General features: G+C 52.2%; 24 protein-coding genes. 3 read left to right on the top strand and 21 right to left on the bottom strand.

Going from position 1 to position 26143, the window contains the following annotated elements; translation table 11 throughout:
* Positions 1–85 precede the first annotated feature (85 nt).
* Genes rsmB through coaBC form a run of 5 tightly spaced genes read right to left on the bottom strand, consistent with a single transcriptional unit; the run spans position 86 to position 6772 of the window.
* Positions 86–1567 carry a 16S rRNA (cytosine(967)-C(5))-methyltransferase RsmB gene (rsmB, locus tag BM200_RS02675; protein ID WP_091181042.1) on the bottom strand — a complete coding sequence of 494 codons (1482 nt, stop codon included), beginning with the start codon at positions 1565–1567 and terminating at the stop codon, positions 86–88.
* The gene (gene fmt, locus BM200_RS02670) at positions 1564–2514 is read right to left on the bottom strand and encodes a methionyl-tRNA formyltransferase (RefSeq protein WP_091181039.1); all 951 of its coding nucleotides are present in this window, start codon (positions 2512–2514) and stop codon (positions 1564–1566) included. Before fmt ends, rsmB begins: the two co-directional genes overlap by 4 nt.
* 3 nt (positions 2515–2517) lie before the next feature.
* Positions 2518–3006, bottom strand: coding sequence for a peptide deformylase (gene def, locus BM200_RS02665; protein ID WP_091181036.1), 489 nt, complete (start codon positions 3004–3006; stop codon positions 2518–2520).
* Between the two features lie 32 nt (positions 3007–3038).
* Complete coding sequence (priA, locus tag BM200_RS02660) at positions 3039–5540, bottom strand: primosomal protein N' (protein WP_091181033.1); 2502 nt, start codon at positions 5538–5540, stop codon at positions 3039–3041.
* The gene (gene coaBC / locus BM200_RS02655) at positions 5537–6772 is read right to left on the bottom strand and encodes a bifunctional phosphopantothenoylcysteine decarboxylase/phosphopantothenate--cysteine ligase CoaBC (protein WP_091181031.1); all 1236 of its coding nucleotides are present in this window, start codon (positions 6770–6772) and stop codon (positions 5537–5539) included. The genes priA and coaBC overlap by 4 nt, the downstream gene beginning before the upstream one ends.
* A 207-nt stretch (positions 6773–6979) precedes the next feature.
* Between coaBC and BM200_RS02650 the strand changes: the two genes are divergently transcribed.
* Positions 6980–7888, top strand: a complete 909-nt coding sequence (locus BM200_RS02650; RefSeq protein WP_091181028.1) for a hypothetical protein — start codon at positions 6980–6982, stop codon at positions 7886–7888.
* Between the two features lie 46 nt (positions 7889–7934).
* On the opposite strand, the gene BM200_RS02645 is transcribed toward BM200_RS02650, so the two are convergent.
* The 11 genes from BM200_RS02645 to BM200_RS02595 all read right to left on the bottom strand — a co-directional run bounded on the left by BM200_RS02645 (position 7935) and on the right by BM200_RS02595 (position 19809).
* Positions 7935–8525, bottom strand: coding sequence for an HAD family hydrolase (locus tag BM200_RS02645; RefSeq protein ID WP_245772862.1), 591 nt, complete (start codon positions 8523–8525; stop codon positions 7935–7937).
* A 134-nt stretch (positions 8526–8659) separates the two neighbouring features.
* Positions 8660–9400, bottom strand: a complete 741-nt coding sequence (locus BM200_RS02640; protein WP_091181026.1) for a LutC/YkgG family protein — start codon at positions 9398–9400, stop codon at positions 8660–8662.
* The gene (locus BM200_RS02635) at positions 9393–10907 is read right to left on the bottom strand and encodes a LutB/LldF family L-lactate oxidation iron-sulfur protein (protein ID WP_091181024.1); all 1515 of its coding nucleotides are present in this window, start codon (positions 10905–10907) and stop codon (positions 9393–9395) included. The genes BM200_RS02640 and BM200_RS02635 overlap by 8 nt, the downstream gene beginning before the upstream one ends.
* On the bottom strand, positions 10904–11632 hold the full coding sequence (locus BM200_RS02630) for a (Fe-S)-binding protein (protein ID WP_091181022.1): 729 nt from the start codon (positions 11630–11632) through the stop codon (positions 10904–10906). The genes BM200_RS02635 and BM200_RS02630 overlap by 4 nt, the downstream gene beginning before the upstream one ends.
* 24 nt (positions 11633–11656) lie before the next feature.
* Positions 11657–12415: a DeoR/GlpR family DNA-binding transcription regulator gene (locus BM200_RS02625; RefSeq protein WP_091181020.1), complete on the bottom strand. Its 759-nt coding sequence runs from the start codon at positions 12413–12415 to the stop codon at positions 11657–11659.
* Positions 12416–12729: 314 nt separating this feature from the next.
* Positions 12730–12939: a DNA-directed RNA polymerase subunit omega gene (gene rpoZ / locus BM200_RS02620; protein ID WP_091181018.1), complete on the bottom strand. Its 210-nt coding sequence runs from the start codon at positions 12937–12939 to the stop codon at positions 12730–12732.
* 17 nt (positions 12940–12956) lie between these two features.
* The gene (gene gmk, locus BM200_RS02615; protein WP_091181016.1) at positions 12957–13574 is read right to left on the bottom strand and encodes a guanylate kinase; all 618 of its coding nucleotides are present in this window, start codon (positions 13572–13574) and stop codon (positions 12957–12959) included.
* A 14-nt stretch (positions 13575–13588) separates the two neighbouring features.
* Entirely contained in the window at positions 13589–13849 is a 261-nt protein-coding gene (remA, locus tag BM200_RS02610; protein ID WP_005548256.1) for an extracellular matrix/biofilm regulator RemA, read from the bottom strand.
* A gap of 304 nt (positions 13850–14153) precedes the next feature.
* On the bottom strand, positions 14154–16052 hold the full coding sequence (locus BM200_RS02605) for a bifunctional homocysteine S-methyltransferase/methylenetetrahydrofolate reductase (RefSeq protein WP_091181013.1): 1899 nt from the start codon (positions 16050–16052) through the stop codon (positions 14154–14156).
* Positions 16053–16067: 15 nt separating this feature from the next.
* Positions 16068–16898 carry a diaminopimelate epimerase gene (dapF, locus tag BM200_RS02600; protein WP_091181012.1) on the bottom strand — a complete coding sequence of 277 codons (831 nt, stop codon included), beginning with the start codon at positions 16896–16898 and terminating at the stop codon, positions 16068–16070.
* A 136-nt stretch (positions 16899–17034) separates the two neighbouring features.
* Complete coding sequence (locus tag BM200_RS02595) at positions 17035–19809, bottom strand: calcium-translocating P-type ATPase, SERCA-type (protein WP_091181009.1); 2775 nt, start codon at positions 19807–19809, stop codon at positions 17035–17037.
* 157 nt (positions 19810–19966) lie between these two features.
* Here BM200_RS02595 and BM200_RS02590 point away from each other — a divergent pair, with 157 nt between their 5' ends.
* Positions 19967–21709 carry an Rqc2 family fibronectin-binding protein gene (locus tag BM200_RS02590; RefSeq protein ID WP_091181006.1) on the top strand — a complete coding sequence of 581 codons (1743 nt, stop codon included), beginning with the start codon at positions 19967–19969 and terminating at the stop codon, positions 21707–21709.
* A 434-nt stretch (positions 21710–22143) separates the two neighbouring features.
* On the top strand, positions 22144–22734 hold the full coding sequence (locus BM200_RS02585) for a C40 family peptidase (protein ID WP_091181004.1): 591 nt from the start codon (positions 22144–22146) through the stop codon (positions 22732–22734).
* Positions 22735–22798: 64 nt separating this feature from the next.
* On the opposite strand, the gene BM200_RS02580 is transcribed toward BM200_RS02585, so the two are convergent.
* The 5 genes from BM200_RS02580 to BM200_RS02560 all read right to left on the bottom strand — a co-directional run bounded on the left by BM200_RS02580 (position 22799) and on the right by BM200_RS02560 (position 26092).
* Complete coding sequence (locus tag BM200_RS02580) at positions 22799–23662, bottom strand: PHP domain-containing protein (protein WP_091181002.1); 864 nt, start codon at positions 23660–23662, stop codon at positions 22799–22801.
* Positions 23653–24564, bottom strand: a complete 912-nt coding sequence (locus tag BM200_RS02575) for a selenium metabolism-associated LysR family transcriptional regulator (RefSeq protein WP_091180999.1) — start codon at positions 24562–24564, stop codon at positions 23653–23655. Before BM200_RS02575 ends, BM200_RS02580 begins: the two co-directional genes overlap by 10 nt.
* 101 nt (positions 24565–24665) lie before the next feature.
* A complete protein-coding gene (locus BM200_RS02570) occupies positions 24666–25103 on the bottom strand; it encodes a hypothetical protein (protein ID WP_091180996.1) in 438 nt (145 codons plus the stop codon).
* 208 nt (positions 25104–25311) lie between these two features.
* The gene (locus BM200_RS02565; RefSeq protein WP_091183438.1) at positions 25312–25575 is read right to left on the bottom strand and encodes a YlbG family protein; all 264 of its coding nucleotides are present in this window, start codon (positions 25573–25575) and stop codon (positions 25312–25314) included.
* Between the two features lie 40 nt (positions 25576–25615).
* Positions 25616–26092, bottom strand: a complete 477-nt coding sequence (locus tag BM200_RS02560) for a YlbF/YmcA family competence regulator (RefSeq protein ID WP_091180993.1) — start codon at positions 26090–26092, stop codon at positions 25616–25618.
* Between the last annotated feature and the right edge of the window lie 51 nt (positions 26093–26143).

Genomic DNA, 26143 nt, shown 5'->3' with positions numbered 1-26143 from the left:
ACACCTGACTCTGAACTAGCGCGTCGGCTATGCCGGCGCTGATGATTTATTTTACCACAAACGCCCATGTCGAGCCACAAGCGGCCTACTGGCGTTTGCGAAGACGGGCAATGAAGAAGCCGTCGCTGCCAAAATGCTGCGGGAGCAGCTGAACTTGTCCGGCAAATGAGCGGTCAATAATCCCTTTGTCACGCAGCGGCTGCAACGCCTCATCTGGCCATTCCGGATCCAGCTGGAACTCGGGATGATCCTTCAGGAACGCAGCAACCTGCTCTTCGTTCTCTGCGCTTTCGATCGTACAGGTACTGTACACAAGCGTGCCGCCCGGCTTGACGAGTCCTGCCACTGCCTGAAGCAGGCGGCGCTGAATGGCAGCAATCTCGGCCACATCGCCCGCTGTCTTCGTCCATTTGATTTCCGGCTTGCGGCGAATAACGCCAAAGCCCGAGCAAGGTGCATCGAGCAGCACCGCGTCCATCGAAGCCAAGGCAAACCGCTCATCAAGCTTGCTAGCATCTTCAGTGATTGCTTCAATATTCTGAAGACCAAGGCGTACCGCCTGGTCTACAATCAGTTGACGCTTATGCGGATGAAGATCATTGGCATACACTTTGCCTTTGCCGCTCATGAGCTCCGCCATGTGGGTTGTTTTACCGCCCGGCGCAGCACAGCAATCCAGCACCTGCATGCCTGCTTTCGGTGCAACGACTTCGGCAACCAGCATGGAGCTCTCATCCTGCATCGTCCACAGCCCTTCGCGGAAGCCATCCGTATCGGCCAGGTTGCCGCCGCGTCGTACAACAATGCCTGCAGGTGCCAGCTTCGAAATTTCAGCGTCGCCGCCTTGCTCCGTCAGCCGACTTAACACTTCATCTTTTGCAGCACGAAGCGGATTGACGCGCACGCTGGCATGCGGCGGCTCATTACCCGAAGCACAGATCGCTTCGGCCGTTTCGGCGCCGTAGGCTTTGACCCAGCGTTCAACGAGCCATTCCGGGTAAGAATGCCTTACCGCGATTTGTACCGCCGGGTTCTTGTCGTGAATCGCATCAACCGTCAGCTCTGCACGGTTCCGGTCAATGCTGCGAAGAATGCCGTTCACCATGCCTGAAATCCCCTGATGTCCTCTGCGCTTTGCAATGGTTACCGCCTCGTTCACCGCAGCATGGGCCGGAATACGGTCAAGGTACAGTAATTGATAGGCGCTCATGCGCAATAGCTGATGCACCCATGGCTCCAGCTTGCGCAGCCCTTTGGCTGCAAACTTGCCAAGCCAGTGATCGAGCGTCAACTGGCGCTGAATGGTGCCGTATACAAGCTCCGTAACAAGCGCGGCGTCCGCACGCTGCAGCTGCGCATCCTGAAGGACACGGTTCAGCTGCAGGTTGCTGTAGGCGCCGGTCTCCGCAACCTTTACAAGCGTATCTAGCGCAAGCTCGCGCGGCGTGCGAACTCGTGCCTGGCGCTGTTCTTTACGCCCCTCCTGGCCGCGTCCGTTGCCTTGGCCTTGTCCGCCGGGCTTCCGTTTCGGCTTTGACTTCTGCTTTATAGAATCCTGTTCGCTCATGCTTCGCCTCCGTCAAATACTGCACCGGAAGACAACCGGGAACCCGGAAGCCAGTCCGCAACCGTCATAACCCGTTTACCTGCAGGCTGGATCTCAAGCAGTTGAAGTACACCTTCACCGGTCTGCACATCAATTCCTGCCGTGCTTACGGCAACGACTGTTCCCGGGGCAGCGGAGCCGTTATTGGCTTTGCCGTCAGGCTTCGCGCATGCCCACACCTTAAACACTTCGCCGTTCAGGTATGTAAAAGCACCTGCCATCGGTGACAAGCCCCGTACCTGGTTGTAGATGCTGCGGGCTGGCTTGCTCCAGTCAATCCGCTCGTCCTCGCGCGTCAGGTTTGGCGCATACGTTGCGAGTTCGTTATTCTGAGGCTCTGCCTTTATTTCGCCTGCAATGAGGGCAGGAAGAGTGCGGCCCAGCAGTTCAGCGCCAGCCGCGCTCAGCTTCTCAAACAAGGTGCCGGATGTATCCTCATCCGTAATTGGCACTTCAACCCTGCTGATCATGTCCCCGGTATCGAGACCTTCCGCCATGTACATAATGGTTACGCCCGTTACGGTCTCGCCGTTGATGATCGAGCGTTGAATCGGAGCGCCGCCGCGGTAGCCCGGCAGCAGCGAGCCATGTACATTGATACAGCCAAGACGCGGAATGTCCAGCAAAGCCTTGGGAAGAATCTGACCGTAAGCGGCCGTCACGATCAAATCCGGCTGAAGCTCGGCTATAGCCGCAACAGCCTCGGGGCTGCGCATTCTTTCCGGCTGCAGGACAGGCAGTCCAAACGCAAGAGCCGCTTCCTTCAGAGGAGGCGGCGTCAGCACGCGTTTACGGCCTTTCGGGCGGTCCGGCTGCGACACGGCAGCAACTACATTGTAGCCCTGCTCGATCAAGAGCCGCAGAGAAGGAACGGCGAATTCCGGCGTTCCCATAAATACAATACGCATTCCTTATTCGCCGCCTTTTCTTTGTCTAACCGTTATGTCGTACACGTTTTGCGCGATGTCCGTGAACAGAATGCCGTTCAGATGGTCAATCTCATGCTGGAACGCAACGGCAAGGAAGCCGCTTGCTTCAACAGTGAACGGATTGCCTTCCGCATCCTGCCCATTCACCACAATACGCTCATAACGCTGCACGTCGCCATTTAAGTTGGGGATGCTGAGGCAGCCTTCCGGACCAACCTGCTCGCCTTCTTTTTCCACGATAACAGGGTTAACCATCGAGATCAGACCTGTTTCTTCATCGCCAATATCGACAACGATTACACGCTTGGAGATGCCGATCTGCGGAGCCGCAAGCCCTACACCGTCTGCGTCATACATCGTTTCCGCCATATCTTTCAGAAGCTTCTTCAGATTGGAGTTAAATTTCGTTACTTCTTTAGCCGTCTCGCGGAGCACCGGATCGGGTTCTTTCACAATAATACGAATGGCCATGGCCGTTACCTTCCTTTACGATCGTTATCTATTTATAAAATGACTTGTGGGTCTACATCGATACTAAACTGCACGAGCTTCGGCTGTGAGCCTTCCAAAAATGGCGACATAGCAGCCTTAAGCAGCGCGGGTACGTCGATGTTTCCACGATATTTTATCACACATTGAAAACGGTAGCGATCTTTCATTCTAGAAATGGGCGAAGCGACAGGGCCAAGAATATCCATCGCCCTCTGCAAACCGCCCTCCAGCGGGCCAAGAACCCCTTCATCGGCCGCCAAACCGCGGAGGCGTTCGGCAAACTGCTCGCTCACCGAAGACAGAAGCGGCAGTTGTTCATGCGACATCGTCACCAGAACCAGCCGGCAAAACGGCGGATAGCCCATCACACTACGGTGCTTCAGCTCTTCCCGCACGAAGGCGGCATAATCATGCTGCTGGGCGGTGAGGATCGCATAATGCTCGGGGGAATACGTCTGGATAACGACCTCTCCCGGCAAATGATGCCGTCCGGCGCGACCCGCCACCTGGGTCAGCAGCTGGAACGTCCTCTCCGCGGAACGGAAGTCCGGCAGGTTCAGGGAAGTATCCGCCGCGATGACACCCACGAGCGTAACAAAAGGGAAATCCAGTCCCTTCGCCACCATCTGCGTGCCAAGCAGCACATCCGCTTTCCGCTCGCCGAACTGCTTCAGCAGCTTCTCATGGGCATGCTTCTCGGAGGTGGTATCGACATCCATCCGAATGACCCGAATCCCGGGGAACAGCTTCGCCAGTTCTTCCTCTACCCGTTGAGTACCCGTGCCGAAGTATCGGATATGCTCGCTGCTGCAGGACGGACATTCCTTCGGAGCAAGCTCCGCATGACCGCAGTAATGGCAGCGCAGCGCCCGTGACTTCTGATGGTAGGTCAGCGAGATATCACAGTGCGGACACGCTGCGGTATACCCGCAGGAGCGGCACATGACGAACGTCGAGTAGCCCCGTCGGTTAAGCAGCAGCACCGACTGCTCGCCGCGCTCCAGCCGCTCTGCCAGCGCGGCATGCAGCCGCCTGCTGAACATCGAGCGGTTGCCGTCTTGCAGCTCGGAACGCATGTCGATCACCTGAACAGGCGGCAACGGACGGCTGCCGACCCGTTCCGGCATCGGCAGAAGCGCCGATTCCTTGCCTGGCGCCGGCGGGCGGCTCGCTGCTGCGAACGACTCAAGCGATGGAGTCGCGGAACCAAGCACCACTGCTGCACCATGCTGTCTTGCCCGTCTTACTGCCACGTCGCGCGCATGATATTTCGGGCTCTCTTCCTGCTTATACGAGGATTCGTGCTCCTCATCAATAATGATAAGCCCGATCCGCTCGAATGGTGCAAATATCGCGGAGCGCGCGCCGATGGCTACCTGCACGCGGCGGCTCCGGATCTTGCGCCATTCATCATAGCGTTCGCCGTTCGACAGCCGGCTGTGCAGCACCGCGACGGCATCGCCGAAGCGGCCTTTGAACCGTTCCACCATCTGCGGAGTAAGCGAAATTTCGGGGACAAGCACAATCGCCTGCTTGCCTAATTCTAAGCAATGCTGGATCGACTGCATGTAGACCTCGGTTTTGCCGCTGCCCGTCACGCCGTGAAGCAGCAAGGCTTGAGGCTCACCGCGGGTCACCGTGCCCGCAATCCGCTCATACACGTCCTGCTGGCCCGGCATTAGCGGCAGCGGCTCGGTACGCTGGAAGTTCCGCCCGGCGTAAGGGTCACGCTCCTGCTCCACTTCATGCAGCCCAAGCAGGCCTTTATCGGCCAAAGCCCGGACGCTGGCAGGAGACCCGCCCGCTTCCGCGAGCAGCGCCTGCAGCGGCATGGCTTCTCCACGCTCCAGCATGAAGGCCAGCAGCTCTCGCTGTTTTGCTGATCTGGCAGGGAAAGACTGCAGCGCTTCACGCGCTGCGGCTTCATCATCAGGCGGGAACACGGTGAGTACCTTGCGAATCGCCAGACGGTCGCGAATAGAGGTCTGCTCCAGGAGCAGACCTTCGAGGAGAGCTTCCTTAATAGCCGCCGAATAGTCCGGAAACCGCTGCTGCAGCGTCTCCAGCTTGAGCTGCTTCTGCCTTCCTATCCACACCAGCATCTCCTGTGGCAGCAGTGCCGTCAGGCCATAGTCCTCTTCCAGGTAGTCCGGATCATTGTTCAAGCTGATGTACCGCTCAGCTTTCCCTTTCAGTGCAGCCGGAACCATCGCCTGCAGCGCGGTTGTCCATGAGCAGCAATATTTGTCGCTCATCCATTTGGCCAGTTCAATCAGATCCGGCAGCAAAGGCGGAACCGGATCAAGCAGCTCGGATAAAGGCTTGAGTTTAATAGGATCGACATCCGCCGTCTCGGCAAGTTCGATCACAAAGCCCTGCAGCACTCTTGGGCCAAACGGAACGCCTACCCGGCTGCCAACCTCGATCCAGCCTTCCATGTCGGCAGGCACTTTATAATCAAACGGCCGGTCCGTCTGACGGCTTGGCACATCGACGATTACTTTGGCAATCATTCTTCGCCCCGACCTCCGTTACGGGCCGCTCCCTTCGCCATCCGCTGCGACGCAACGGTCAGAATACGCTGCGCGGTCTCCCGCTTGGACAGCAGCGGCATCGCTTCAATTAACCCTTCAGGGCCATACAGCTGCACGATATTGGTATCTCCGTTAAAGCCAGCACCGTCAAGACTGACATCATTGCCGACGATCAGATCGGCATTCTTGCGCTTCAGCTTATCCATCGCATACTTCTCCAGCTGCTCCGTTTCCGCAGCAAAGCCGATCAGAAGCTGATGCGTCTTCCGCTCGCCCAAGGTTTGCAAGATATCGGTTGTTTTCTCCAATTCAAGCGTCAGCATCTCGCCTGATTTCTTAATCTTCTGGCCGTGTCTCGTCACCGGACGGTAATCCGCCACCGCCGCGGACTTGACCACGATATCGGATTCCTCGAACCGCTCCAGCACCGCATCCAGCATTTGCTGTGCCGATTCCACCCGTACCACGTTCACGCCAGCCGGAGCATCAATAGAGGTTCTTCCGGCAACAACCGTCACCTCTGCTCCCATAACCTTGGCAGCTTCTGCGATCGCAAAGCCCATTTTGCCGGAGGAATCATTCGTCAAATATCGGACCGGATCAAGCCGTTCCACGGTACCCCCTGCTGTCACAAGCACGCGCTTGCCCGCTAGCGCACCATGCTCCTTCGCTTTAAGCAGGGAATGAACCGCGATAACGATATCTTCGGGTTCCGCAAGCCTTCCCTTTGCCACGTATCCGCAGGCGAGCTGTCCCGTACCCGGCTCCACAAACATCGCTCCGCGTGCCGCCAGCAGCTCCAGATTGCGGACGACGGCGGGATGCTCATACATATGTACGTTCATAGCCGGAGCAATCAGGATTGGACTAGTTGCAGCGAGCAGTGTCGTACTCAGCATGTCATCGGCAAGGCCGTTAGCCGCTTTCCCGATAATATTCGCAGTTGCGGGCGCGATTACGACCAGGTCGGCACGATCCGCCAAATCAATATGGGTGACAACGGACGGATCCTTCTCATCAAAGGTATCGATATGCACAGGATGGCGGGACAAGGTCTGCAGCGTCAGCGGCGTAATAAACTTGGTTGCCGACTCCGTCATGATGACGTGAACCTCAGCCCCTGCCTGCACAAGCTTGCTGCAGAGCGCTGCACCCTTATAGGCCGCAATGCCGCCGGTAATGCCTAGTAAAATCATTTTCCCTCTCAACATACTTTTTCCCCCGATACAATGCTGTTAATCTATGTATTGACCGATTACTTGAAGCCCATTCGCACTTTTTCCTATCATACCATAGCTCTTCATAATTTGTAGCCTGATTGACTCCCAGATGGAGGAATGGAAATCTTCTAGCCAAATCCGTATACTAGAGAGTAGCTATTATTTTTTTCTAATCCTAACTGAGGTGAGAGCAACTCCATGGACGAACTGAAACGAGCCTACGAAAAGATGGGTCTTCCTGAAAACGCTTCGAAAGAAGAGGTCGATAAGAGGTACACCACCTTAATGCGTCAATCTCGGGCAAGACAAAGAGAAAACCCGAACGGAACGGAGCAAGCCGATTTTGAAGAAGTAACGCGCGCCTACCGGTATATCCTTGACGAAGACAACCGGAAAGCCAGTGAGGCATTCAACCAGCAGGAATACGGCAAGTATAAAAAAATGGCCGGCTCCGCGGAGAAAGTGGACCATTTCTGGCGCTACTACAAGTTCCACGTGCTCGGCGGCATCATCGCCATCATTCTTGTTATTGTCGGGATTAACAGCTATCTGGACCATCGGGCGGAACAGGAACGCTTGGCCAAGCTTCCACCGGTGGACCTGTCCGTTATGTACTTGGGTGAGTATTACATGAGCGACAGTGCGGGCAAGCAAACGACGGAAGCAGATATCGAAGCCGCTCTGGTTGAGCAGTTCCCGGAGTTTAAGCGCTTTAAGGTAAACTTCACGTACGTGCCGCTTGATGCGAAGGACCAAATGGACATTGCTTCCCAGCAAAAAGCGATGGTTGTACTCGCGACGGAACGTCCGGATGTTTATATTACGGATACCGCCGCTTTCAACTGGGTTGGCCCGCAAGGCGCATTTATGAATTTAGACTCGCAAGCGGACATTGCCAAGCTGCTTAAGCCAGGCGACAGCTATAAGCAGAAGACGGAAGAGGAGACTGCTGAGCACACCTACGGAATCAAACTTACAGGCAGCCCGATCCTCGGAAATATTCCGATTCAAGCCAAGGACAACTATATTGCCAGCGTCCGCGAAGGCTCGAAAAATACCGAGAAGGCCATTCAGTTCATTGAAAAATTCCTTGAAACGAAACAATAAAATGGAACAAAACAGCAGGCTCGCGAGCCTGCTGTTTTTTGTTGCGTTAAGTTTCTATCCGCAGGAACTGATTAACTTTATCGATCCAATCGCCTCGTTCGTCCGCCAGGAGGGTTGACCAACCGCGTGATTCGGCCTCCTTGAAGTTTTTCGCCTGATCATCAACAAACAGAACCGATGTGCGGCATTCCAAATGCCCTTCCACAATTGCGTAGATCGGCACGTCCGGCTTACAGCAGCCAACTTCACTTGATATGGTCACGCTGCGCAGAAAAGGGCGCAGAGGAGCTACGATGGATTCCAGCCATTCCGCCCGGTGATTGCTGAGCAGATGAAGGTTTGCGTGCTGGCTCCACTGAGGAAGCAGGCTTGCTGCAGGCAAAGGTTTCATTTGGGAGAACAGGGCCTTCCTTGCCTCATCTTTCACAATCGCCGGAAAATGACCGCAGATTTCATTCCAGAACTCCTCTTCGGTAATGCGGCCCGTCCACAATTTCACGCGGATGTCGTGTTTGAATTGAGCAAGTCTTTCATTTGAAAGTTCATACCTTGTAGCAAGCTCCTGCCAAAACTGCGGAGAAAAATTAGCAGCAATAACCCCTGCCGCATCAAGAACCAACTCTGGTTTAACCTGCACAGACAACTCCCTTTCTTGACGATAACCTTACATCAATTATTCAAGGTTGCATTCCCATTCCCTTCCAACTCAAAAAGCCCGCATGCTCAGCCAGGCGTCAGAAGCGCCATATCAAAGCATACGGGCCTTACTATCTAACCAATCAACAATGCGTAGACCACCCCTGGTCCATGTACGCCGATAGTTAGGTCGTTCTCGATATCGGCCGAACGGCTTGGACCGGAAATAAAGTGGATCCCTGCCGGCAGCTGCTCGCGGCCTGCTGCATCAAAGTTCCGCAAGATCTCGCCAAGTCGCGTCTTCAGCCTATCGAGCGGAATAAGCACAAACAATACCGTCGGCAAAAGGCTCACCGAACGCCCTTTATCCTTCGAGGACAACACGGTTACGGAGCCGGTATAAGCTGCCGCATAATCGGCAATAACAACGCCGAAATCCGATTCCGCGGCACGCGCTTTCCAATTCTCGTCCGCGTCGCTGTTCCACACACGGACGGTCGCCCCGGTATGCTGCAGCGCCTCCTCAAGCCCAAGCTCATTAAGCTCCGGCTGATTTTGCCGAATAACATACTTGGCGCTTAGTTCGTCTGCCTTCACCGCAATAAATTGCTTGGCCGCATCCATGTCGGCAAGCCGGGCAACATGCCCGCCGGCTGCCTTGAAGTTTCCTTCGAACCGGTCCATCCGCTCCTCAAGCGACCACTCAAAGTCTTGCCAGAAATCCGGTGCGCCCCGGAATGGATGCTCCGGCGCTGCCGTCATCCGGGGACGTCTCAGCTTTTCAGCAATACCGTTCATGAACGATTCCTGCTTCCGTTTCGACTCCTCGGCTAACTGCTTCAGCCACTCCTCATGTGAACCTGCCTGCTCAGCCATGCCCGTTGCCTCCCCCGCTGTCTCTATCCCGCATGATCCCTTCCATACGGCTGCGCACAGAAGGATCAAGCTCAAGCAGCCCATGGCGCAGCTCCTGCTCCAGCGTCCCCCATTGGTCGCGGAACGATTTCTTCGGCAGGCTAGGCGTTACGCGGTACGTATTCCAGCCTTTAAGCGGACCAAGCTTCAGACGGATGCCGCCGTCCCGTACAACCAGCTTCTGTCCCAGCTTGCCAAGCTTTACAATGCCGGCATATCGCTTCGAATTGCCCATTACTGCAGCAAAGCCTTTCATGCCAAGCGACTCCACCGCATTGCCGTGGCCTTGCTCCAGCTTCCTCCGGCGCAAATAGATCAGCATCTCATGCAGCGGAATTTTGACCGGACATGCTTCATAGCAGGCGCCGCATAGACTCGACGCGTTTGCAATATCATCCCACTCCGCTACATTTTTGTTCAGCGCAGGCGTCAGCACTGCGCCAATCGGGCCGCTATATGTGCCGCCGTATGCATGTCCGCCGATATGACGGTATACCGGACACGCGTTGAGGCAAGCGCCGCAGCGGATACAGTTCAAGAGCTCCTGGAACTCCGGATCTCCAAGCTGCAGAGAGCGGCCGTTGTCGACGATAATAATATGCATCTCATCCGGTCCGTCCGCATCCACCTCGCGTCTTGGTCCGGTAATGCCGGACATGTACACGGTCAGCTTTTGCCCGGTTGCCGAACGAGGCAGCAAGGTGGCCATAACCTCCAAATCCGACCAAGACGGAATAATTCGTTCCATCCCCATCAGCGTAATCTGCGTCTTCGGAACCGTTGTGACCATTCGTGCATTGCCTTCATTCTCGAAGAGTACCATGGAACCCGTCTCGGCAATAGCGAAATTACATCCCGTCATTCCGATATCCGCTTCCAGAAACTTCTCGCGGAGCTTCTTCCGTACAAAGCCGGCCAGAATGGAGGTATCCGGAGCGAGTGTTTCGCCCGCTTCCTTCGACAGGAGATCCGCCACCTGATAACGGTTCTTGTGGATGGCCGGAATAATGATGTGAGACGGTGTCTCGCCGGCAAGCTGAATAATATACTCGCCAAGATCCGTTTCAATTGCCTCCACCCCAATGGACTCGAGCTCATGATTCAAATGCAGCTCTTCCGTGACCATCGATTTGGATTTCACGACCGACTTCGCCTGCTTACGCTGCGCAATCTCGAGAGACAGCTTCACCGCTTCTGCCGAAGTTTCGGCAAAATGCACGTGTACGCCGTTTGCTCTCGCCTGATTAGCAAACAGATTCAAATAATAATCCAGATGAGCAATCGTATGAAGCCGGATTTGCCTACCGCGCTCCCGCCAGTCATCCCAATTGCCATGCTCGTCTGAAGCCTGTTTTTTTCCGTTACGAAGCCGTTCAGTCGTAAATTTAACCGCTTTGCGCAGGAATTCATCATTCAGCGCCAGGTCGGCGCGTTCTTTCACTGTGGATGCTGCTCCAGCCGTACTCATGCCTGCTTCACCCCTTCATACAACAGTTCTGCCAAATGCATGACCTTCACAGGCTGGTTGCGGTATCTCAGGTTGCCGGCAATATTCATCAGACAGGCCAGATCAAGCCCGACGAGAACTTCTGCTTCCGTCTCCAGCACATGATCAACCTTCTCGGTAACCATCGCGCCGGAAATATCGGCCATCTTCACCGCAAAGGTGCCGCCAAATCCGCAGCAGTCCTCCGCGAACGGAAGCGGAACAAGCTCAAGACCCTGCACATGACGCATAAGTTCCATCGGCTCTTCCTTTATCCCGAGCAGCCTGCTGCCGTGACAGGAAGGATGGTAAGTCACTTTATGGGGGAATACGGCGCCGATGTCTTTCACGCCAAGCACCTGAACGAGAAACTGCGTAAATTCATAGGATTTGCGCTGCAGCTTAACCGCTCGCTCATACATAAACGAATCGGCCTCAAACAGCTTCGGATAATGATGAATCATGCCAGTACAGGAGCCGGAAGGCGAAATGACGAAGTCGCTGTCCTCAAAGGCATCGAGAATCGTCTTGGCGCTCTCCCGTGCTTCCTTCCAATAACCGCTGTTGAAAGCGGGCTGTCCGCAGCAAGTCTGAACCGTTGGGAAATGAAGCTGGATGCCGTATCTCGCCAGCAGTCTGACCATCGCCTCCCCTACGCGGGGATATATCGTGTCGCTAAGACAGGTGATAAATAATGATACTTTCACCTCGTCACCTCACAAACGTATCTGTTAGACTGTCGTAACCGGTATTGAACGCTCGGATAATTGGGCAGCGGCTTCCTGGGAAAGCCGGCGGTCCGTGATGATGGCATCAACCTCCGCCAAATCACCAACATGGGTAAACGCCTGAACGCCAAACTTGCTGGAATCCGCAAGCAGAATAACCTGCTCCGCTATACCGAGCATCTTATGTTTAATGCGTGCCTGAAGCTCATTGGATTCACTGATGCCGCGCTCCAAATGCACACCTTTGCAGGATAAAAACAGCTTGTTCACATGATAGGTTTCGAGCGAGCGCTCTGCGAGCGGCCCTACGTAAGATAAAGAACGCGAAGCCAAAATACCGCCGGTCGAGATCACTTCGATCTTCTCTTTATTGCTCAGCGCGACGGCGACTTTAATCGAATTGGTCAATACAGTGAGCGGAATATCCGGCAGGATCGATGCCATATACCATGCTGTAGAACTGGCGTCCAGCAAAATCCGGTCATTTGGCTTAATGAGCTTGACCGCTTCTTCCGCAATACGTCTCTTCTCATCTGCATGCATAATTTCCCGTTCCGCTACCGGGGTTTCCGGCTGCGTATCCTTCACGCTTACTGCACCGCCATGAGAGCGGCGAAGCCGTCCGGCTTGCTCCAGACGGTCAAGATCCCGGCGAATCGTCTCCTCCGTTACCAGACAAAGCTCGCTCAGCTCCGATACACGAATGCTGCCCCGCTCATTCACCAATCGAACTATCGTTTCATACCGTTCCGCAACCAGCATAGCCTACCTCTTTCTCTTTCTTCTCATTTTTCATACCTATCGATATTTTAAGGCCAAGCTATTTATTATACAACGAAGGATCTGATCACTATGACCAAAGGGAAATGGTGCCGGGTTAACAGGAATCCCATAACTTGCGAGTCATTTTGTTTTCCCTCCGATTATGATTTGTTTTTGTTTGTTTATATGTTAACATGTTTGTTTGTTTTTGAAAACAACTATTTCAAACAAAAACGGACATATCCGGATATAGCTTGTCTATAAAAAAATAGGACGGAGCTTATCGCTCCATCCTATTCTTTATTTCGATCTTATTAATCTTCTTTGTCCGTTGTTTGTTCAACGATCACGATGTCGTGGTAGATCTCTTCCAGGGCAACGCCAACGAATTTGCGGGATCTCGGGTTGCGAAGCTCGGATTTCTCACCATTACGCAGCATACGCGCGCGTCTCGAAGCCGCTACTACAAGCGAATATTTGCTGTCTACTTTCTTAACCATTTCATCAATCGATGGATACAACATTGTTCTTCACCTCTCGCTCAGACTTTCTCGGTAGCAGCCGGCAAATCTGCCAAATGGGAATAATACCGGTCTCTGCGGCAATGCTCAGCTACAATAATGCTTTGAATACGATGGCACGCGGCATCAATCTCATCGTTAACAACCGCATAATCATAATGACGGATTAAGCTCATTTCTTCAACAGCTACCGTCATCCGGTTATTAATCGTATCCTGGGTTTCCGTACCTCTGCCCGTAATACGGGACTTCAACTCGTCGAGCGAAGGTGGCAGCAGGAAGACAAATACGCCTTCCGGGAACTTCTCTTTCACCTTCAGAGCGCCTTGCACTTCAATTTCCAGAATAACGTCTTTACCGCTTGCCAGCGTACTCTCAACGAAATCACGCGGAGTACCGTAACAATTGCCGACATACTCGGCATGCTCAAGGAGTGCATCATTAGCGATCATCTCCTGGAACTGCTCTCTTGATTTGAAGAAATAATTAATGCCATCGATTTCACCTTGTCTTGGTTTCCGTGTCGTAGCCGATACGGAATAGACAAGCTCAGGCACCTTTTGGCGAAGGACGGAACATACCGTTCCCTTCCCAACACCGGAAGGTCCGGACAATACAATCAACAATCCCTTTTCCATAATACTCCCCGTAGCTATTCGTCGTTATCGTCATCCTTGGTCGACAAACGATGCGCAACCGTCTCTGGCTGCACAGCCGATAAAATGACATGGTCGCTGTCTGTAATAATAACAGCACGCGTGCGTCTTCCATAAGTTGCGTCAATCAGCATATGTCTGTCACGTGCTTCTTGAATAATCCGTTTAATTGGTGCCGACTCCGGACTAACAATTGAAATAATGCGATTGGCCGAAACAATATTGCCGAAGCCGATATTAATAAGTTTAATAGCCAAGTCAGGTTCCCCCTCCGGTCTTCCTCGTGCAACTCCCGTATAAATCAAATCTATTTATAAAAGTATTGGACCCTGATGAATTGCTCCACCCTGCCAAATAACGACAGAACCATTGCACTATTGTTGACGAAAAAAGTCCGGAGCATACGTTCCGCGCCGCGCATTCACGCTTGTTGCCGCCGCTATACCGGGCACTGCCTGTCCCGGGAAAGTTGCAGACAGCCAAACAGGCAGCCCGATCCATTGTTATATATATTAATGGATTTTGGAGAAACGAACAAGAGAAAATGCGAAAACAAACGATTTAGCTTCTTTGCACCCCTGTCTTGGTCCATACATAGTTAGTCAGTTGAACCGCCATATCGTAGAACATAAACGGAGTCATGAAGTAAATACCCTTGAAATGCACGAGAGCGATGTCAAGCAGCTCCTGCGAGATCTTTACTCCTTCCGCCCTTCCTGCCGCCCCTTCCAGACCCGTCATCCGCTTCCGAACTTCATCGGATAATTGGATGCCGGGAACCTCATTATGCAAGTATTCGGCATTACGCCCGCTCGCAAGCGGCATAATGCCAATAAATACCGGAACAGACAAATGCTTGGTCGCTTCCGCGATTTTCTCGATGAGCACCGGTTCATAGACTGGCTGCGTCATGATATAGTCCGCGCCTGAAGCGATTTTGCGTTCAAGACGCTGAACCGCTTTGTCCAGATGCTTCACGTTTGGGTTAAAGGCAGCCCCTACAACAAACTTCGCTTTCTGTTTCAGCGGTTTGCCCGAGAAGGCGATTCCCTGATTAAGCTGCTTGATCATCCGGATCATCTCAAACGATGTCAGATCATAAACCGAGCTGGAATCTGGCAAATCACCAAATCTTGCAGGGTCACCGGTTACGGCCAGCACATGATCAATACCCAGCGCATCCAGACCCATCATATGAGACTGCGTGCCAATCAGATTACGGTCGCGGCAGGCAATATGAACGAGCGGCCGAAGCCCGATTTTCTCCTTCACAAGCGCGGCCAGCGCAAGATTGCTCATCCGCGTTACCGCAAGCGAGTTGTCCGCCATCGTGATGGCGTCCGCTCCGCATGCCTTTAATGCAGCAGCGCCTTCCATAAACCTGGTAATATCCAAATCACGGGGAGGATCAAGCTCAACGATAACGGTATGTCTTACTTTTACGGTATCCAAAAGGGATGGTTCCGAAATAATTGGCGTGCCCGCACGTTCTTCCGAAGCATCCTTCACTACTTCAGTCGGCTCCGCCGCGATGTCAATCACCTCGGCCTCGGGAGCGTCAGCAACCGCAGCGACTGCAATATCGCTTTGCGGGGCATAATCCTTCAACGCCTTGGCCATTGCAGCAATATGCTCCGGCGTTGTTCCGCAGCATCCGCCGATAATCCGTGCACCGCGGTCTGCGAAGCGTAGTGCCGTCTCGGCAAAGTAATCCGGTCCTGCGGTATAGGTGTATTTGCCATCTACGTAATCCGGGATACCCGCGTTCGGGAAGATCGACAGCGGCAGCTCAACCGGACCGCCAATCGCGTCAACCGCCCGCATAATGCCGTTTGGACCGCTGCGGCAGTTAAAGCCGACAACATCTGCTCCCTCATCCTTCAGCAGAGAAAAGGCATCCAGCAAGCCGGTGCCATCCTGCGTACGTCCAACGCCTTCCACCGCAAACTGACAAATAACAGGCACTTGGGACACTTTGCGCGCAAGTCCCAAGGCCAGGCGCATTTCGTCAAAATCATAAAACGTTTCAAACAGAATGCCGTCTACCTCTTCAGCAAGCAATGCGTCCAGCTGACGTTCAAACGCTTCGCTGACTTCCGATACCCGCATGTCCTTAAGTCTGCCCGCCCGGATCGAGCCGACAGCGCCAACAACGTAAGCATCTGCTCCCGCGGCTGCTTTCGCAATTCGCACGCCGGCACGGTTAATCGCCTCCATCTCCGATTCAAGACCGTATTTGGACAGCTTGACCAGATTGGCCGAGAACGTATTCGTCTCAATGACGCGGGCTCCTGCCTCATAATACCGGCGGTGGACACTCTCAATGACATCCGGACGGGTCATATTTAATTCTTCGTAAGAAACGCCGACAGGGAACCCCATCTGATACAGATAGGTTCCCATCGCGCCGTCCCCGGTCAAGATACGCTGCTTAAGCTTCGTTCTCAAATCGGGCTTCATATTCATTTCTCCCTATTACCACTCGCCGCGGAATGCTTCGGCTGCAGGTCCTGTCATATAAACATGATTATCTGCTTCGTTCCATTCAATAGTAAGGTCGCCGCCTTTAAGCGATACAACTGCCGTACGGTCCGTAAATCCGTTCAATACGGAAGATACGACCGTTGCGCAAGCGCCTGTGCCGCAAGCAAGCGTAGGTCCCGCGCCGCGCTCCCATACGCGCATCTCGGTATGTTCACGCGATTTCACCGTAACAAACTCAACGTTGATTTTGCGCGGGAACATCGGATGAGTCTCCAGTTTAGGACCCCATGTTGCGAGATCGAAGTTCGCTGCATCGTCAACATAGATCACGCAGTGCGGGTTGCCCATCGATACCGCTGTGAAGCGGAATTCGCGGCCGTCTACTTCGATCGGATGCTCAATTACGCGTTCTGCGTCAACCGTTGTCGGCACTTGCAGACCATTCAGGATCGGCTCGCCCATATCGACGCGCACCGTCTGCACTTTGCCGTCCGCTACATGCAGTTGAACGGTTTGCGCGCCGGCACCAAGGGTTTCAATCTTAATTTCTTCTTTATCTGTAAGACCGTTATCGTATACATATTTCGCTACGCAGCGGATAGCATTGCCGCATTGTTCAGCTTCCGAGCCGTCGGAGTTGATGATACGCATGCGGAAATCCGCCACTTCCGAAGGAAGGATATAGACAAGTCCGTCAGCTCCGATTCCGAAAAACCGGTTGCACAAGTTGATGGCCAGCTCCGCCACATTGCCAGGCAGCTGCTGCTCGCCTGCTACTACGATAAAGTCATTGCCCAAACCATTCATTTTTGTGAATTTCATTATAGTGTTCCCCTTTACTGCAGCTATTAGATAGAATTAGCTATCATTTTTTCTTAGCATACCGCAAAGCAAAGGGAAACGCTATTCATAATTCCGATTATGATTTGCATTTTTCGATTCATTTCTGACGCTCAAATCATACATTTTTAAACGCCATTTTGGCAGGCTTGTTTTTAGGTTTGCTTGTGCCAAGCACGCTGCCAATGCCCATCAGGAAGGTCGGAATGCCTGCAGCCACAAATACGAGGCACCATTCACGGAAATCGAGCGGTACCGTCTTGAAGATTGGTTGCAACATCGGAATATAGAGCACGCCAAGCATCAGAATCAGAGACGACAGCACAGCGAGCACCAGATACCGGTTCTGCAGCATATTGCGATGGAAGATGGAGCGCGAGCTGCGGCAGTCAAAGACGTGAATGAGCTGGGCCAGAACCAGTGTGGCGAAAGCGACCGTTTGCGCTTTGGTGAGCTGCTCTGCCGCTGTACCCGGAGCCATCTTCAAAGTAATCCAGAAGGCGCCAAGCGTACATACGCCGATCAGTACGCCGCGGCTGATGATTTTCCAGCCAAGCCGTCTGGCAAAGACACTTTCCTTCGCTGAACGCGGCTTCTGCTGCATCAGATCCTTCTCCGCCTGGTCAACTCCAAGTGCCATAGCCGGCAGTCCGTCTGTCACCAGGTTAACCCACAAAATCTGAATCGGCACAAGCGGCAGCGGAAGCCCTGCCATCATAGCCAGGAACATCGTCAAAATTTCGCCGACATTAGAGGCGAGCAAATAACGGATGAACTTGCGGATGTTCTCGTAAATGCTGCGGCCTTCTTCTATGGCCGAGACGATCGTGGCGAAGTTATCATCACTTAAAACAAGCGCTGAAGCTTCCTTCGATACGTCCGTACCGGTAATCCCCATTGCAATCCCAATGTCCGCCGCTTTAATGGCAGGCGCATCATTAACGCCGTCGCCGGTCATCGCAACCACATGACCTTTTCTTTGCAGCGCCTTGACGATCCGCAGCTTGTGCTCCGGAGACACGCGGGCATAGACATAGATGTTATCCACGTGACGGTCGAGCTGTTCGTCCGTCATATTTTCCAATTGACGGCCGCTCATCGCAACGCCCCCGCGGGGCATAATGCCAAGCTGATTCGCAATTGCTTCTGCCGTCAGTTGATGATCGCCTGTGATCATAACCGTCTTGATACCTGCGCGGCGGCAGGTTGCAATGGCTTCACGCACCTCGCGGCGTGGAGGATCAATCATACCGGTCAGTCCGACAAATACAAGCTGGCATTCAACATCGGCTTCCGTCTCCGTTGCTTCGCCGCTTCGTATATCCCGGTAAGCGAGGCCAAGCACGCGTAAGGCTGACTGTGCCATCTCTTCTGCAGCATCTGCGCATTTCTTCTTCAAGGTTGCGGTAAACGGCACGACCTTGCCATCCCACAGCACGTAGGTACAATGATCCATCAGCACATCGGAAGCGCCTTTCGTGTAAATCACGCGGCCTCCTTGATGGGATACAAGCACACTCATCCGCTTCCGTTCGGAATCAAACGGGAATTCTTTCTCCCTTTTATATAAGCCCTCCAGCGATTTGGCGGACATCCCCAGCTTGGCAGACAAAACGGTAAGCGCGCCTTCAGTCGGGTCGCCATTCAGCACCCATTCTTCCTGCACCTCTTTGTTCTTCCGTTTCTTCGTATCCTGCTGCTCGGCCTGGGTTACGGTTGCGTTATTACAAAGCGCCGATATCTGCAAAAGCCGTTTGAGTGAAATATCATGTTTGACGTCTACCATGGCTCCATCTTCAAATGCAGCACCTGTTGGCTCGTATCCTTCTCCGGTAACTTGAAGTCGGCGGCCGCCAAGCCACAGGTTTGTGACGGTCATTTTGTTTTGAGTCAGCGTCCCGGTTTTGTCCGAGCAAATGACGGAGGCGCAGCCCAATGTTTCTACTGAAGGCAGCTTGCGGACGATAGCCTTTCGTTTAATCATCCGTTGTACGCCAAGGGCAAGTGCAATCGTGACGATTGCCGGAAGCCCTTCCGGAATAGCGGCAACCGCAAGGCTGACACCGGCAAGGAACATTCCGTAGGCAGGCTGTCCATGCAGTATACCTGCAATAACGACCATAATTGTAAGACCAATCGCAACCGCAATCAATATTTTGCCAAGCTGCTCCAGTCTATGCTGAAGCGGCGTTTCCATCGACTCCGTTTGCTGAATGAGGCCGGCGATTTTCCCCATTTCCGTTTCCATGCCTGTCCGGACAACAACACCTTTGGCTGTGCCCCGGGTAAGCATCGTACCCATAAAGCCCAGATTACGCTGGTCGCCAAGCGGCAGCTCGGCTTCATGGATGGCAGCGGCGTGCTTGCCTACCGGCACCGATTCCCCCGTAAGAGCAGATTCTTCGGCATAGCAGCTGTTTGCTTCCAGCAGCCGGACATCGGCCGGAATGCGGTCGCCGCTCTCAAGCAGAACAATATCCCCTTTAACCAGCTCTTTGGCAGCAATGATCAGCTGCTCTCCCCCGCGAATAACCTTCGCCGTTGGAGCCGACAGCTCCTTAAGGGCACTAAGCGACTTCTCGGCACGGAATTCCTGAATGAATCCGAGAACCGCATTAAGCACAATAATGGCCACGATCGTAATGGCATCCAAATATTCGCCTAATAGGCCCGATATGAGAGTAGCGCCCATTAGCACAAGCACCATGAAATCCTTGAATTGATTCAGTAGAAGCATAACCGGTGAAATCCGTTCCCCCTCGGCCAGCTCATTCCGCCCGTTCTTCGACAGTCTTTCCTCTGCTTCCGATGCAGACAGCCCTTGCGTAAGTGAGCTGCCCAGCGTATTCGCCAGATCGCCCGCATCCAATTGGTGCCATTTCATTTGTTCCATTGTACGACTCCCTCCCGTATATGCCGAGCGCTCTCGGACAGCCTCTCAAGCCTAAATGTATTCGGACAAACTGCAAAATATCCCACCTAAAGACTTAAGTTTTTCGTTTAACTATGGCATGATAGAGAAAGACATCTATTAAAGGAGATCAACCCTCATGGCCTTAGACGGCATTGTTATTCACGCAATTGTAAAAGAGCTCCAGCGCTGCATCGGCGCTCGCATTCATAAAATCCATCAACCGACGGACAATGATCTCGTATTCAGCATCCGCGGCGCGGGCGCACAAGGCAAGCTGCTCCTGTCCGCCAACCCGACCTATCCGCGCGTTCATTGGACGAATGCTTCTTACGTTAATCCGCTTGAAGCCCCTATGTTCTGCATGCTGATGCGCAAATATTGCGAAGGTGCAACGATTGAAGCGGTTAAGCAGATCGGGCGCGAACGGATTATTCATATGGACGTCCGGCACCGGGATGAGCTTGGCGATATATCTCTAAAGACGATCGTGATTGAAATTATGGGGCGGCACAGCAACATTATTTTGCTGGATCCTTCAACAGGGACAATCCATGACGGCATTCATCATGTTACACCTGCCATCAGCACCTTCCGGATTGTCATGCCCGGCAGCAAATACACCGCACCGCCCGATCAAGGGAAGAAGGATCCGCTTGACCTAACGAGCGAGGAACAGTTCCAGGCTTCACTCCATCAGACGAATGAAGCTGAAAACGCGGAGATTTTGCCGCCGCAGCGTCAGCTCGTCCAGGCGTTCAGCGGACTCAGCCCGCTGCTTGCCAAAGAAATCGTGTACCGTGCCGAGAATGGCAACAGCAGCCTGTGGAGCTGCTTCCAGGCTCTTATGAACGATGTCCGGACCCATGACTACACTCCAACGATCGCGGTGGATGCAAACGGCAAAGCTTATTTCTCGATTACACCTCTTACCCATATCCAAGGCTCATCCGAGACCTATTCAGCAATTAGTGAATGTCTGGAAGCCTATTATGGCGATAAAGCGGAACGGGATACGGTCAAGCAACGCGCACTCGATTTGATCCGTTTTGTCCAGAACGAGAAAGCCAAGAATGAAAAGAAAATGGAAAAGTTGAAGGAAACGGTCGAAGAAGCGCAGGATGCGGATAAATACCGCGTGCTTGGCGAGCTGTTGACCGCTTATATGCATCAGATTAACCGTGGAGACAAGTCGGTAGAATTAATCAACTTCTACGACGAGGAACAGGCAACCGTCACCATTGAGCTGGATGCGCAGCTTACGCCATCGGACAACGCCCAGCGGTATTTCCGCAAATATACAAAGCAGAAGAACAGTATTGCCGTAGTTGAGGAGCAAATGGCCCTTACCCGGGATGAGATTACCTATATGGAAACGCTGCTGCAGCAGTTGGGCAACGCTTCTCTTGCAGACATCGAGGAGATCAGGGACGAGCTTGTGGAGCAAGGTTATCTTCGAAGCAGGGTGAAGCGCGGTCCGAAACGGAAAAAAACGGCCAAGCCAACCTTGATGTGTTATACCTCATCCGAAGGCGTCAGCATCTATGTCGGCAAAAACAATACACAAAACGAATACTTAACGAACCGGCTGGCTTCCCCTTCGGATGTCTGGCTTCATACCAAGGATATCCCTGGATCTCATGTCGTTATCCGCGGTGGAGATTTTGGCGATGCCACTCTTGAGGAGGCGGCCATGTTATCCGGCTATTACAGCCAGGCCCGGGAGTCCAGCCTGATTCCCGTTGATTATACGTTTATCCGTCATGTCCGCAAGCCAAGCGGGGCGAAGCCAGGCTTCGTTATCTACGATCATCAGAAGACGCTGTTCATCACACCGGATGAACAGCGGATCAAAGCACTTCCATCACGCAGCGTGAATTGAATGATCTCAAGCAGAAGCGGTCCATCCTCCACTGAGGGCGGGCTGCTTTTTTTGCTTTTTGCGCCATAATCGGCCAGCGCGGAATCCGTTTCTACACATTAAAAAACTTTAACAAGCCGTAACTCATCCATAAACACGCTTTGGAAAAAACTCCCCTTTAGATCAATTACAAACCTTATATTTCCTACTTGTAGATATATATATAATTTATGATGTATTACGTCCGGATTTTTTTCATTACCCTTATTTATTTTCGCTTTTATTAACATTTTCTGTTTAACAGGTGAATAAAGGATTAATAAAAAAATATTTATTTTAACTTATTGCAAATGAATTGGTAACTTTTATTAGCTGACTACCCCTATGGATCGTTATTAGTATAAAGGTGCCCCATCCATTCACGAACAAACTACATACTTAGGAGGAATACATACATGTCTAAAAAAACCATTTTCAAAAAAGGGATCATCACTCTAGCCGGCGTCATTGCTTTATCGGGTATTGTACAAGCCCCCGTATTGGGTGCAACGACTACTAAAGCTGCATCTTCTTCTGTCCAAAGCACGCAAAGCGCACAGCTTAGCAAATTGATTCAAAAAGGCAAAACCCAGCTCGGCGTAAAGTGGCGCAGCGGTGTGCAGAAAGCCGGTTACGGCTTTGACTGCTCGAATTTCACCTCCTGGGTGTATAGCAGCGCGCTTGGAAAAAAATTCTCCAGTTCTTCGCGCACACAGCGTTATAGCAGCAGTATCGGGAAGCAGGTTATCCTTGATTCGAAAAATAAATATAAAAATTTAAAAGTTGGAGATCTGCTGTTCTTCAAAAACTCGGCTGATCCTGGCGATGGAACTTTAAACCGTTCTACAAGCGGAGGCGGCGGTCATGTTGGCATATATGCAGGTGTTGTTAATGGCAAGCATTACATCCTTCAATGCGGCGGCGGACGCGCGAAAGTAACCTATGAACCGATGGAAGGCACATGGTTTGCAAAATCGCTGGTTTACGCGAAAAGAATTGTAAATTAATTGGCCCTTCAAAAAAATAGCGATGCAGGGATCTTCCCTGCACCGCTATTTCTTGTATACATTGTTACAGCTTTTTATTCAGCTGATCAAGCACCGAAATATCCACCGTCCTGCTGCCGATCTCGCCGTGGAATACATGACCCTGACGTTCCCCGTGGAAGTCGGAACCGCCGGTCATAATCAAGCCGTATTTGGTTGCCAGCTCCGTATAGCGTTTCTCTTCAGCAGGCCCATGATCTGAATGATACACTTCAATACCCTGAACGCCCTTATGGATAAGCAACTCGACAAGGTCATCACGGCCGTACAAGCCCGGATGCGCAATCACGCTGGTTCCTCCTGCCTCACGGATCCATTCGATCGCTTCAAACGGATGAAGACGCGGAGGATTGACATATGCCGATCCGCCTTCCGCCAAATACCGGTCAAACGCTTCTGTCATTGTGGCAACGGCGCCTTTCCGGATCAGAAGCTCTGCGATATGCGGCCGCCCGATGGTTTTTCCTTTGCTTTTGCTGCCGCCAGCCAATGCCTGCTGCTCTGCAGCAATTTGCTCCACCTCTTGCATTGTAACCGGAATGCCCAGCTCTGCTAACCTTGCTACAATCATTTCGTTACGCTTGCCGCGAGTCGTTCTGAGCCCTGCCAAACGTTCCTGCCACTGCTCATTATGCCAATCCGGATAATAACCCAGTATATGAATATCCCGGCCATCAGCAACGGTGCTGAGCTCCACGCCGGGAACAACAAGGATCCCCAGCTTCTTGCCTTCAGCGATCGCTGCTTCTACACCTGCCATCGTATCATGATCGGTAATGGCAATAGCGGCAAGGCCTGCTGCCTTCGCGCGGGCAACCACGGCCGCTGGTGACATCGTTCCGTCCGAGGCGGTTGTATGATTGTGTAAATCCGCTTGTCCTACAGCCATTGCTGCAAATCCTTCTCTCTTAAAAAAGTAAGGAACGTCACTGCCGAAATCGGCAGAAGGGTTGATTTCAGATAGATCGAATAGAACTGCCGTTTGAACCTGACATCCTCTATCGGCACGACATGAAGAAGGCCTAGCGCCACTTCGTGCTTAACGGATGATTCGGAGACGAAGGACACGCCAAGTCCCGCTTCTACGGCCGACTTGACCGCTCCCGTACTGCCAAGCTCCATCACAATTTTCAAATCGGCAGGATCGATGTTTTTCCGTTTCAACTGCTCCTCCATAACAAGCCTGGTACCGGATCCCTGCTCCCTCAGAACAAACGGATATTCTACGACCTCATCCAGCATAACCGTCGGCCGCTTCGACAGCGGATGATCCTTGGGAACAATTAATCTGAGTTCATCGCTCATGACCGCTTCCATCTGCATGTCGGGATGGTTCACCGGGGCTTCAATCAAGCCGAAAGTGAGCTGATGATTCATAATCTCGTCCATAATCTGAGCCGTATTCATAACCTTCATGCTGATCGATATTTCAGGAAAGGACTGTCCGAACGGACCGAGCAGACGGGGCAGAATATATTCTCCAATGGTCAAGCTGGCCCCGAGCTGCAGTCTTCCCTTTAATTGTTTGGTGAAAGCGGACATCGCCTGATCCGTGTCACGAATCAGCTCAATACTTCTACGCGCATAAGGCATTAGCGCCCTGCCTGCTTCCGTCAAATCAATCCGTTTGGTAGATCGCTGCAGCAGCTTGGTACCGAAATAATCCTCCAGTGACTGCACCTGCATCGTAACGGCCGGCTGGGTCATGTGCAGCGATTGGGCGGCCGCCGAGAAGCTCCCCCGTTCAGCGACCGTATAAAAGATATGTAATTGATGAAAATTAAGCGCCATCTGTCCGACCATCCTCTCTTCTTAGCGGTTATTATACTACAAATGCGCGAAAAAAAGCGCAGCATCCCTCGATCGGATGCTGCGCCTATTGTATTCCTTCATTATTTCCTCTTCCGGCTGTTTTTCACCAAGGTCATCCTTCTGGAGTGGCGGAGCCAGGAATAATAGGATTTCAAATCACGAAGCTCAATCGTTTCTGACATACGTCCAAGAAAGGTCACAACAATCATCTTGTGCAGCGGATTCCCAAGCAGATCGATGTCTGACTCAGATGAAGCGAATTCCGCGACAAATACCAGGTCATCATCAATCAGGTATACGTCCTCTTCCTTACGGTAATAAGGCTCAACCCGACCTTGCTTCAGGCATTCCCATAAAAATTCAGCAATATCCTCATAGCCGGTCTTCTCGCTCTCCACGCGATCCACCCACCGGCTCCTGGCATGGTTTGTAATGACGATGTCCGCTACTTTCTTATCGCCCAATTCGACATAAAATGTTTCATAAGTGCTCCATCTTTTAGTCATTTTGTCCTTCATCGCTCATCACACCCCCGTCTTAGGAACCAGGTCTTTTTTACCACTTTTATGTATAAGGTTATTTTAACCATGATTGTCCGAGATTTCAACAATAAAATAAACTCGACCCAAATATGTAATTATTTGTAAAACTTAATAAAAGAAAGAAGATCGCCGTACATGGTATCTTCGTGTACCAGCGATCTTCCGCAATATTTATATTTAATTTTCACATGCTATAAAATCTTGTTTTATCAACGGCATCTTTACTGTATTCCGTCTTTAATTCATTGCGGTAAGATCGTTCAACCTTGCGTACAAACGGCAGACGGCTAATATTCTTAACCGCTTCCTCCGCACGCTCTGCGTTCATGTAAATCACTACATAATGCATCTTACGTGACATATAATGAACGGTTCCGTACTTTTCCAGCGTTCTAGCCGCTTTCAGATCACTGACCCATATGATATAACCTGTCCGTTCCGGTAACAACATCTATTCCCTCCGTCGAGTCGAATCAAGCAAAGGAGCGCTAACCGCAGCCGCCGCTTCCGCAGCTGCATGATCCGCCGCCTCCGCAGCCGCCCGTTTTCCCCTCATTGCCCGGCACTTTAATCGTATCGGATACCGATTCTGCAATCATGCGTGATACATCATACAGCATCGTATCAACGAGCTGCTCGGCCTCCTTGAAACGTTTCACGGCTTCAATCTGGTCCAGTTCACGCTGGATTTGCTTCACTTTATCCTTAGCTTCATGATAGTTCGGATGAAATCTTCCGAACCGTTCGCATTCCAAGAATAGCTCCTTCGCTTTCTCGAACTGCTTGGACAGCTGTTTCACCTGCTCGTCCTCATGTACAGCTTCTTTCCAATATAGATAGTCGGCAACTTCGGCCGATTGATTAATAAAGTCACCCAGCTCGTATGCGCACAGCAGCAGCGACGCCATATCCAGCGAAGAAACGCCGCTCGCACCATTTTCCGATAGAACCGTGGTAGTTGGCATTTGTTCACCCTCTTTTTCTTTTACACTTGCTTAAATCTATCATATCATATT

The organism is Paenibacillus catalpae (genome assembly GCF_900112695.1).
GTDB lineage: Bacteria > Bacillota > Bacilli > Paenibacillales > Paenibacillaceae > Pristimantibacillus > Pristimantibacillus catalpae.
This window is presented reverse-complemented; position numbering and strand designations above follow the sequence as displayed.

What these genes read in the sequence shown, in the direction of transcription:
- rsmB (WP_091181042.1), bottom strand. Translation starts at nt 1,567, where the DNA reads ATGAGCGAACAGGATTCTATAAAGCAGAAGTCAAAGCCGAAACGGAAG.
- fmt (WP_091181039.1), bottom strand. Translation starts at nt 2,514, where the DNA reads ATGCGTATTGTATTTATGGGAACGCCGGAATTCGCCGTTCCTTCTCTG.
- def (WP_091181036.1), bottom strand. Translation starts at nt 3,006, where the DNA reads ATGGCCATTCGTATTATTGTGAAAGAACCCGATCCGGTGCTCCGCGAG.
- priA (WP_091181033.1), bottom strand. Translation starts at nt 5,540, where the DNA reads ATGATTGCCAAAGTAATCGTCGATGTGCCAAGCCGTCAGACGGACCGG.
- coaBC (WP_091181031.1), bottom strand. Translation starts at nt 6,772, where the DNA reads ATGTTGAGAGGGAAAATGATTTTACTAGGCATTACCGGCGGCATTGCG.
- BM200_RS02650 (WP_091181028.1), top strand. Translation starts at nt 6,980, where the DNA reads ATGGACGAACTGAAACGAGCCTACGAAAAGATGGGTCTTCCTGAAAAC.
- BM200_RS02640 (WP_091181026.1), bottom strand. Translation starts at nt 9,400, where the DNA reads ATGGCTGAGCAGGCAGGTTCACATGAGGAGTGGCTGAAGCAGTTAGCC.
- BM200_RS02635 (WP_091181024.1), bottom strand. Translation starts at nt 10,907, where the DNA reads ATGAGTACGGCTGGAGCAGCATCCACAGTGAAAGAACGCGCCGACCTG.
- BM200_RS02625 (WP_091181020.1), bottom strand. Translation starts at nt 12,415, where the DNA reads ATGCTGGTTGCGGAACGGTATGAAACGATAGTTCGATTGGTGAATGAG.
- rpoZ (WP_091181018.1), bottom strand. Translation starts at nt 12,939, where the DNA reads ATGTTGTATCCATCGATTGATGAAATGGTTAAGAAAGTAGACAGCAAA.
- gmk (WP_091181016.1), bottom strand. Translation starts at nt 13,574, where the DNA reads ATGGAAAAGGGATTGTTGATTGTATTGTCCGGACCTTCCGGTGTTGGG.
- BM200_RS02605 (WP_091181013.1), bottom strand. Translation starts at nt 16,052, where the DNA reads ATGAAGCCCGATTTGAGAACGAAGCTTAAGCAGCGTATCTTGACCGGG.
- dapF (WP_091181012.1), bottom strand. Translation starts at nt 16,898, where the DNA reads ATGAAATTCACAAAAATGAATGGTTTGGGCAATGACTTTATCGTAGTA.
- BM200_RS02595 (WP_091181009.1), bottom strand. Translation starts at nt 19,809, where the DNA reads ATGGAACAAATGAAATGGCACCAATTGGATGCGGGCGATCTGGCGAAT.
- BM200_RS02590 (WP_091181006.1), top strand. Translation starts at nt 19,967, where the DNA reads ATGGCCTTAGACGGCATTGTTATTCACGCAATTGTAAAAGAGCTCCAG.
- BM200_RS02585 (WP_091181004.1), top strand. Translation starts at nt 22,144, where the DNA reads ATGTCTAAAAAAACCATTTTCAAAAAAGGGATCATCACTCTAGCCGGC.
- BM200_RS02580 (WP_091181002.1), bottom strand. Translation starts at nt 23,662, where the DNA reads ATGGCTGTAGGACAAGCGGATTTACACAATCATACAACCGCCTCGGAC.
- BM200_RS02575 (WP_091180999.1), bottom strand. Translation starts at nt 24,564, where the DNA reads ATGGCGCTTAATTTTCATCAATTACATATCTTTTATACGGTCGCTGAA.
- BM200_RS02570 (WP_091180996.1), bottom strand. Translation starts at nt 25,103, where the DNA reads ATGAAGGACAAAATGACTAAAAGATGGAGCACTTATGAAACATTTTAT.
- BM200_RS02560 (WP_091180993.1), bottom strand. Translation starts at nt 26,092, where the DNA reads ATGCCAACTACCACGGTTCTATCGGAAAATGGTGCGAGCGGCGTTTCT.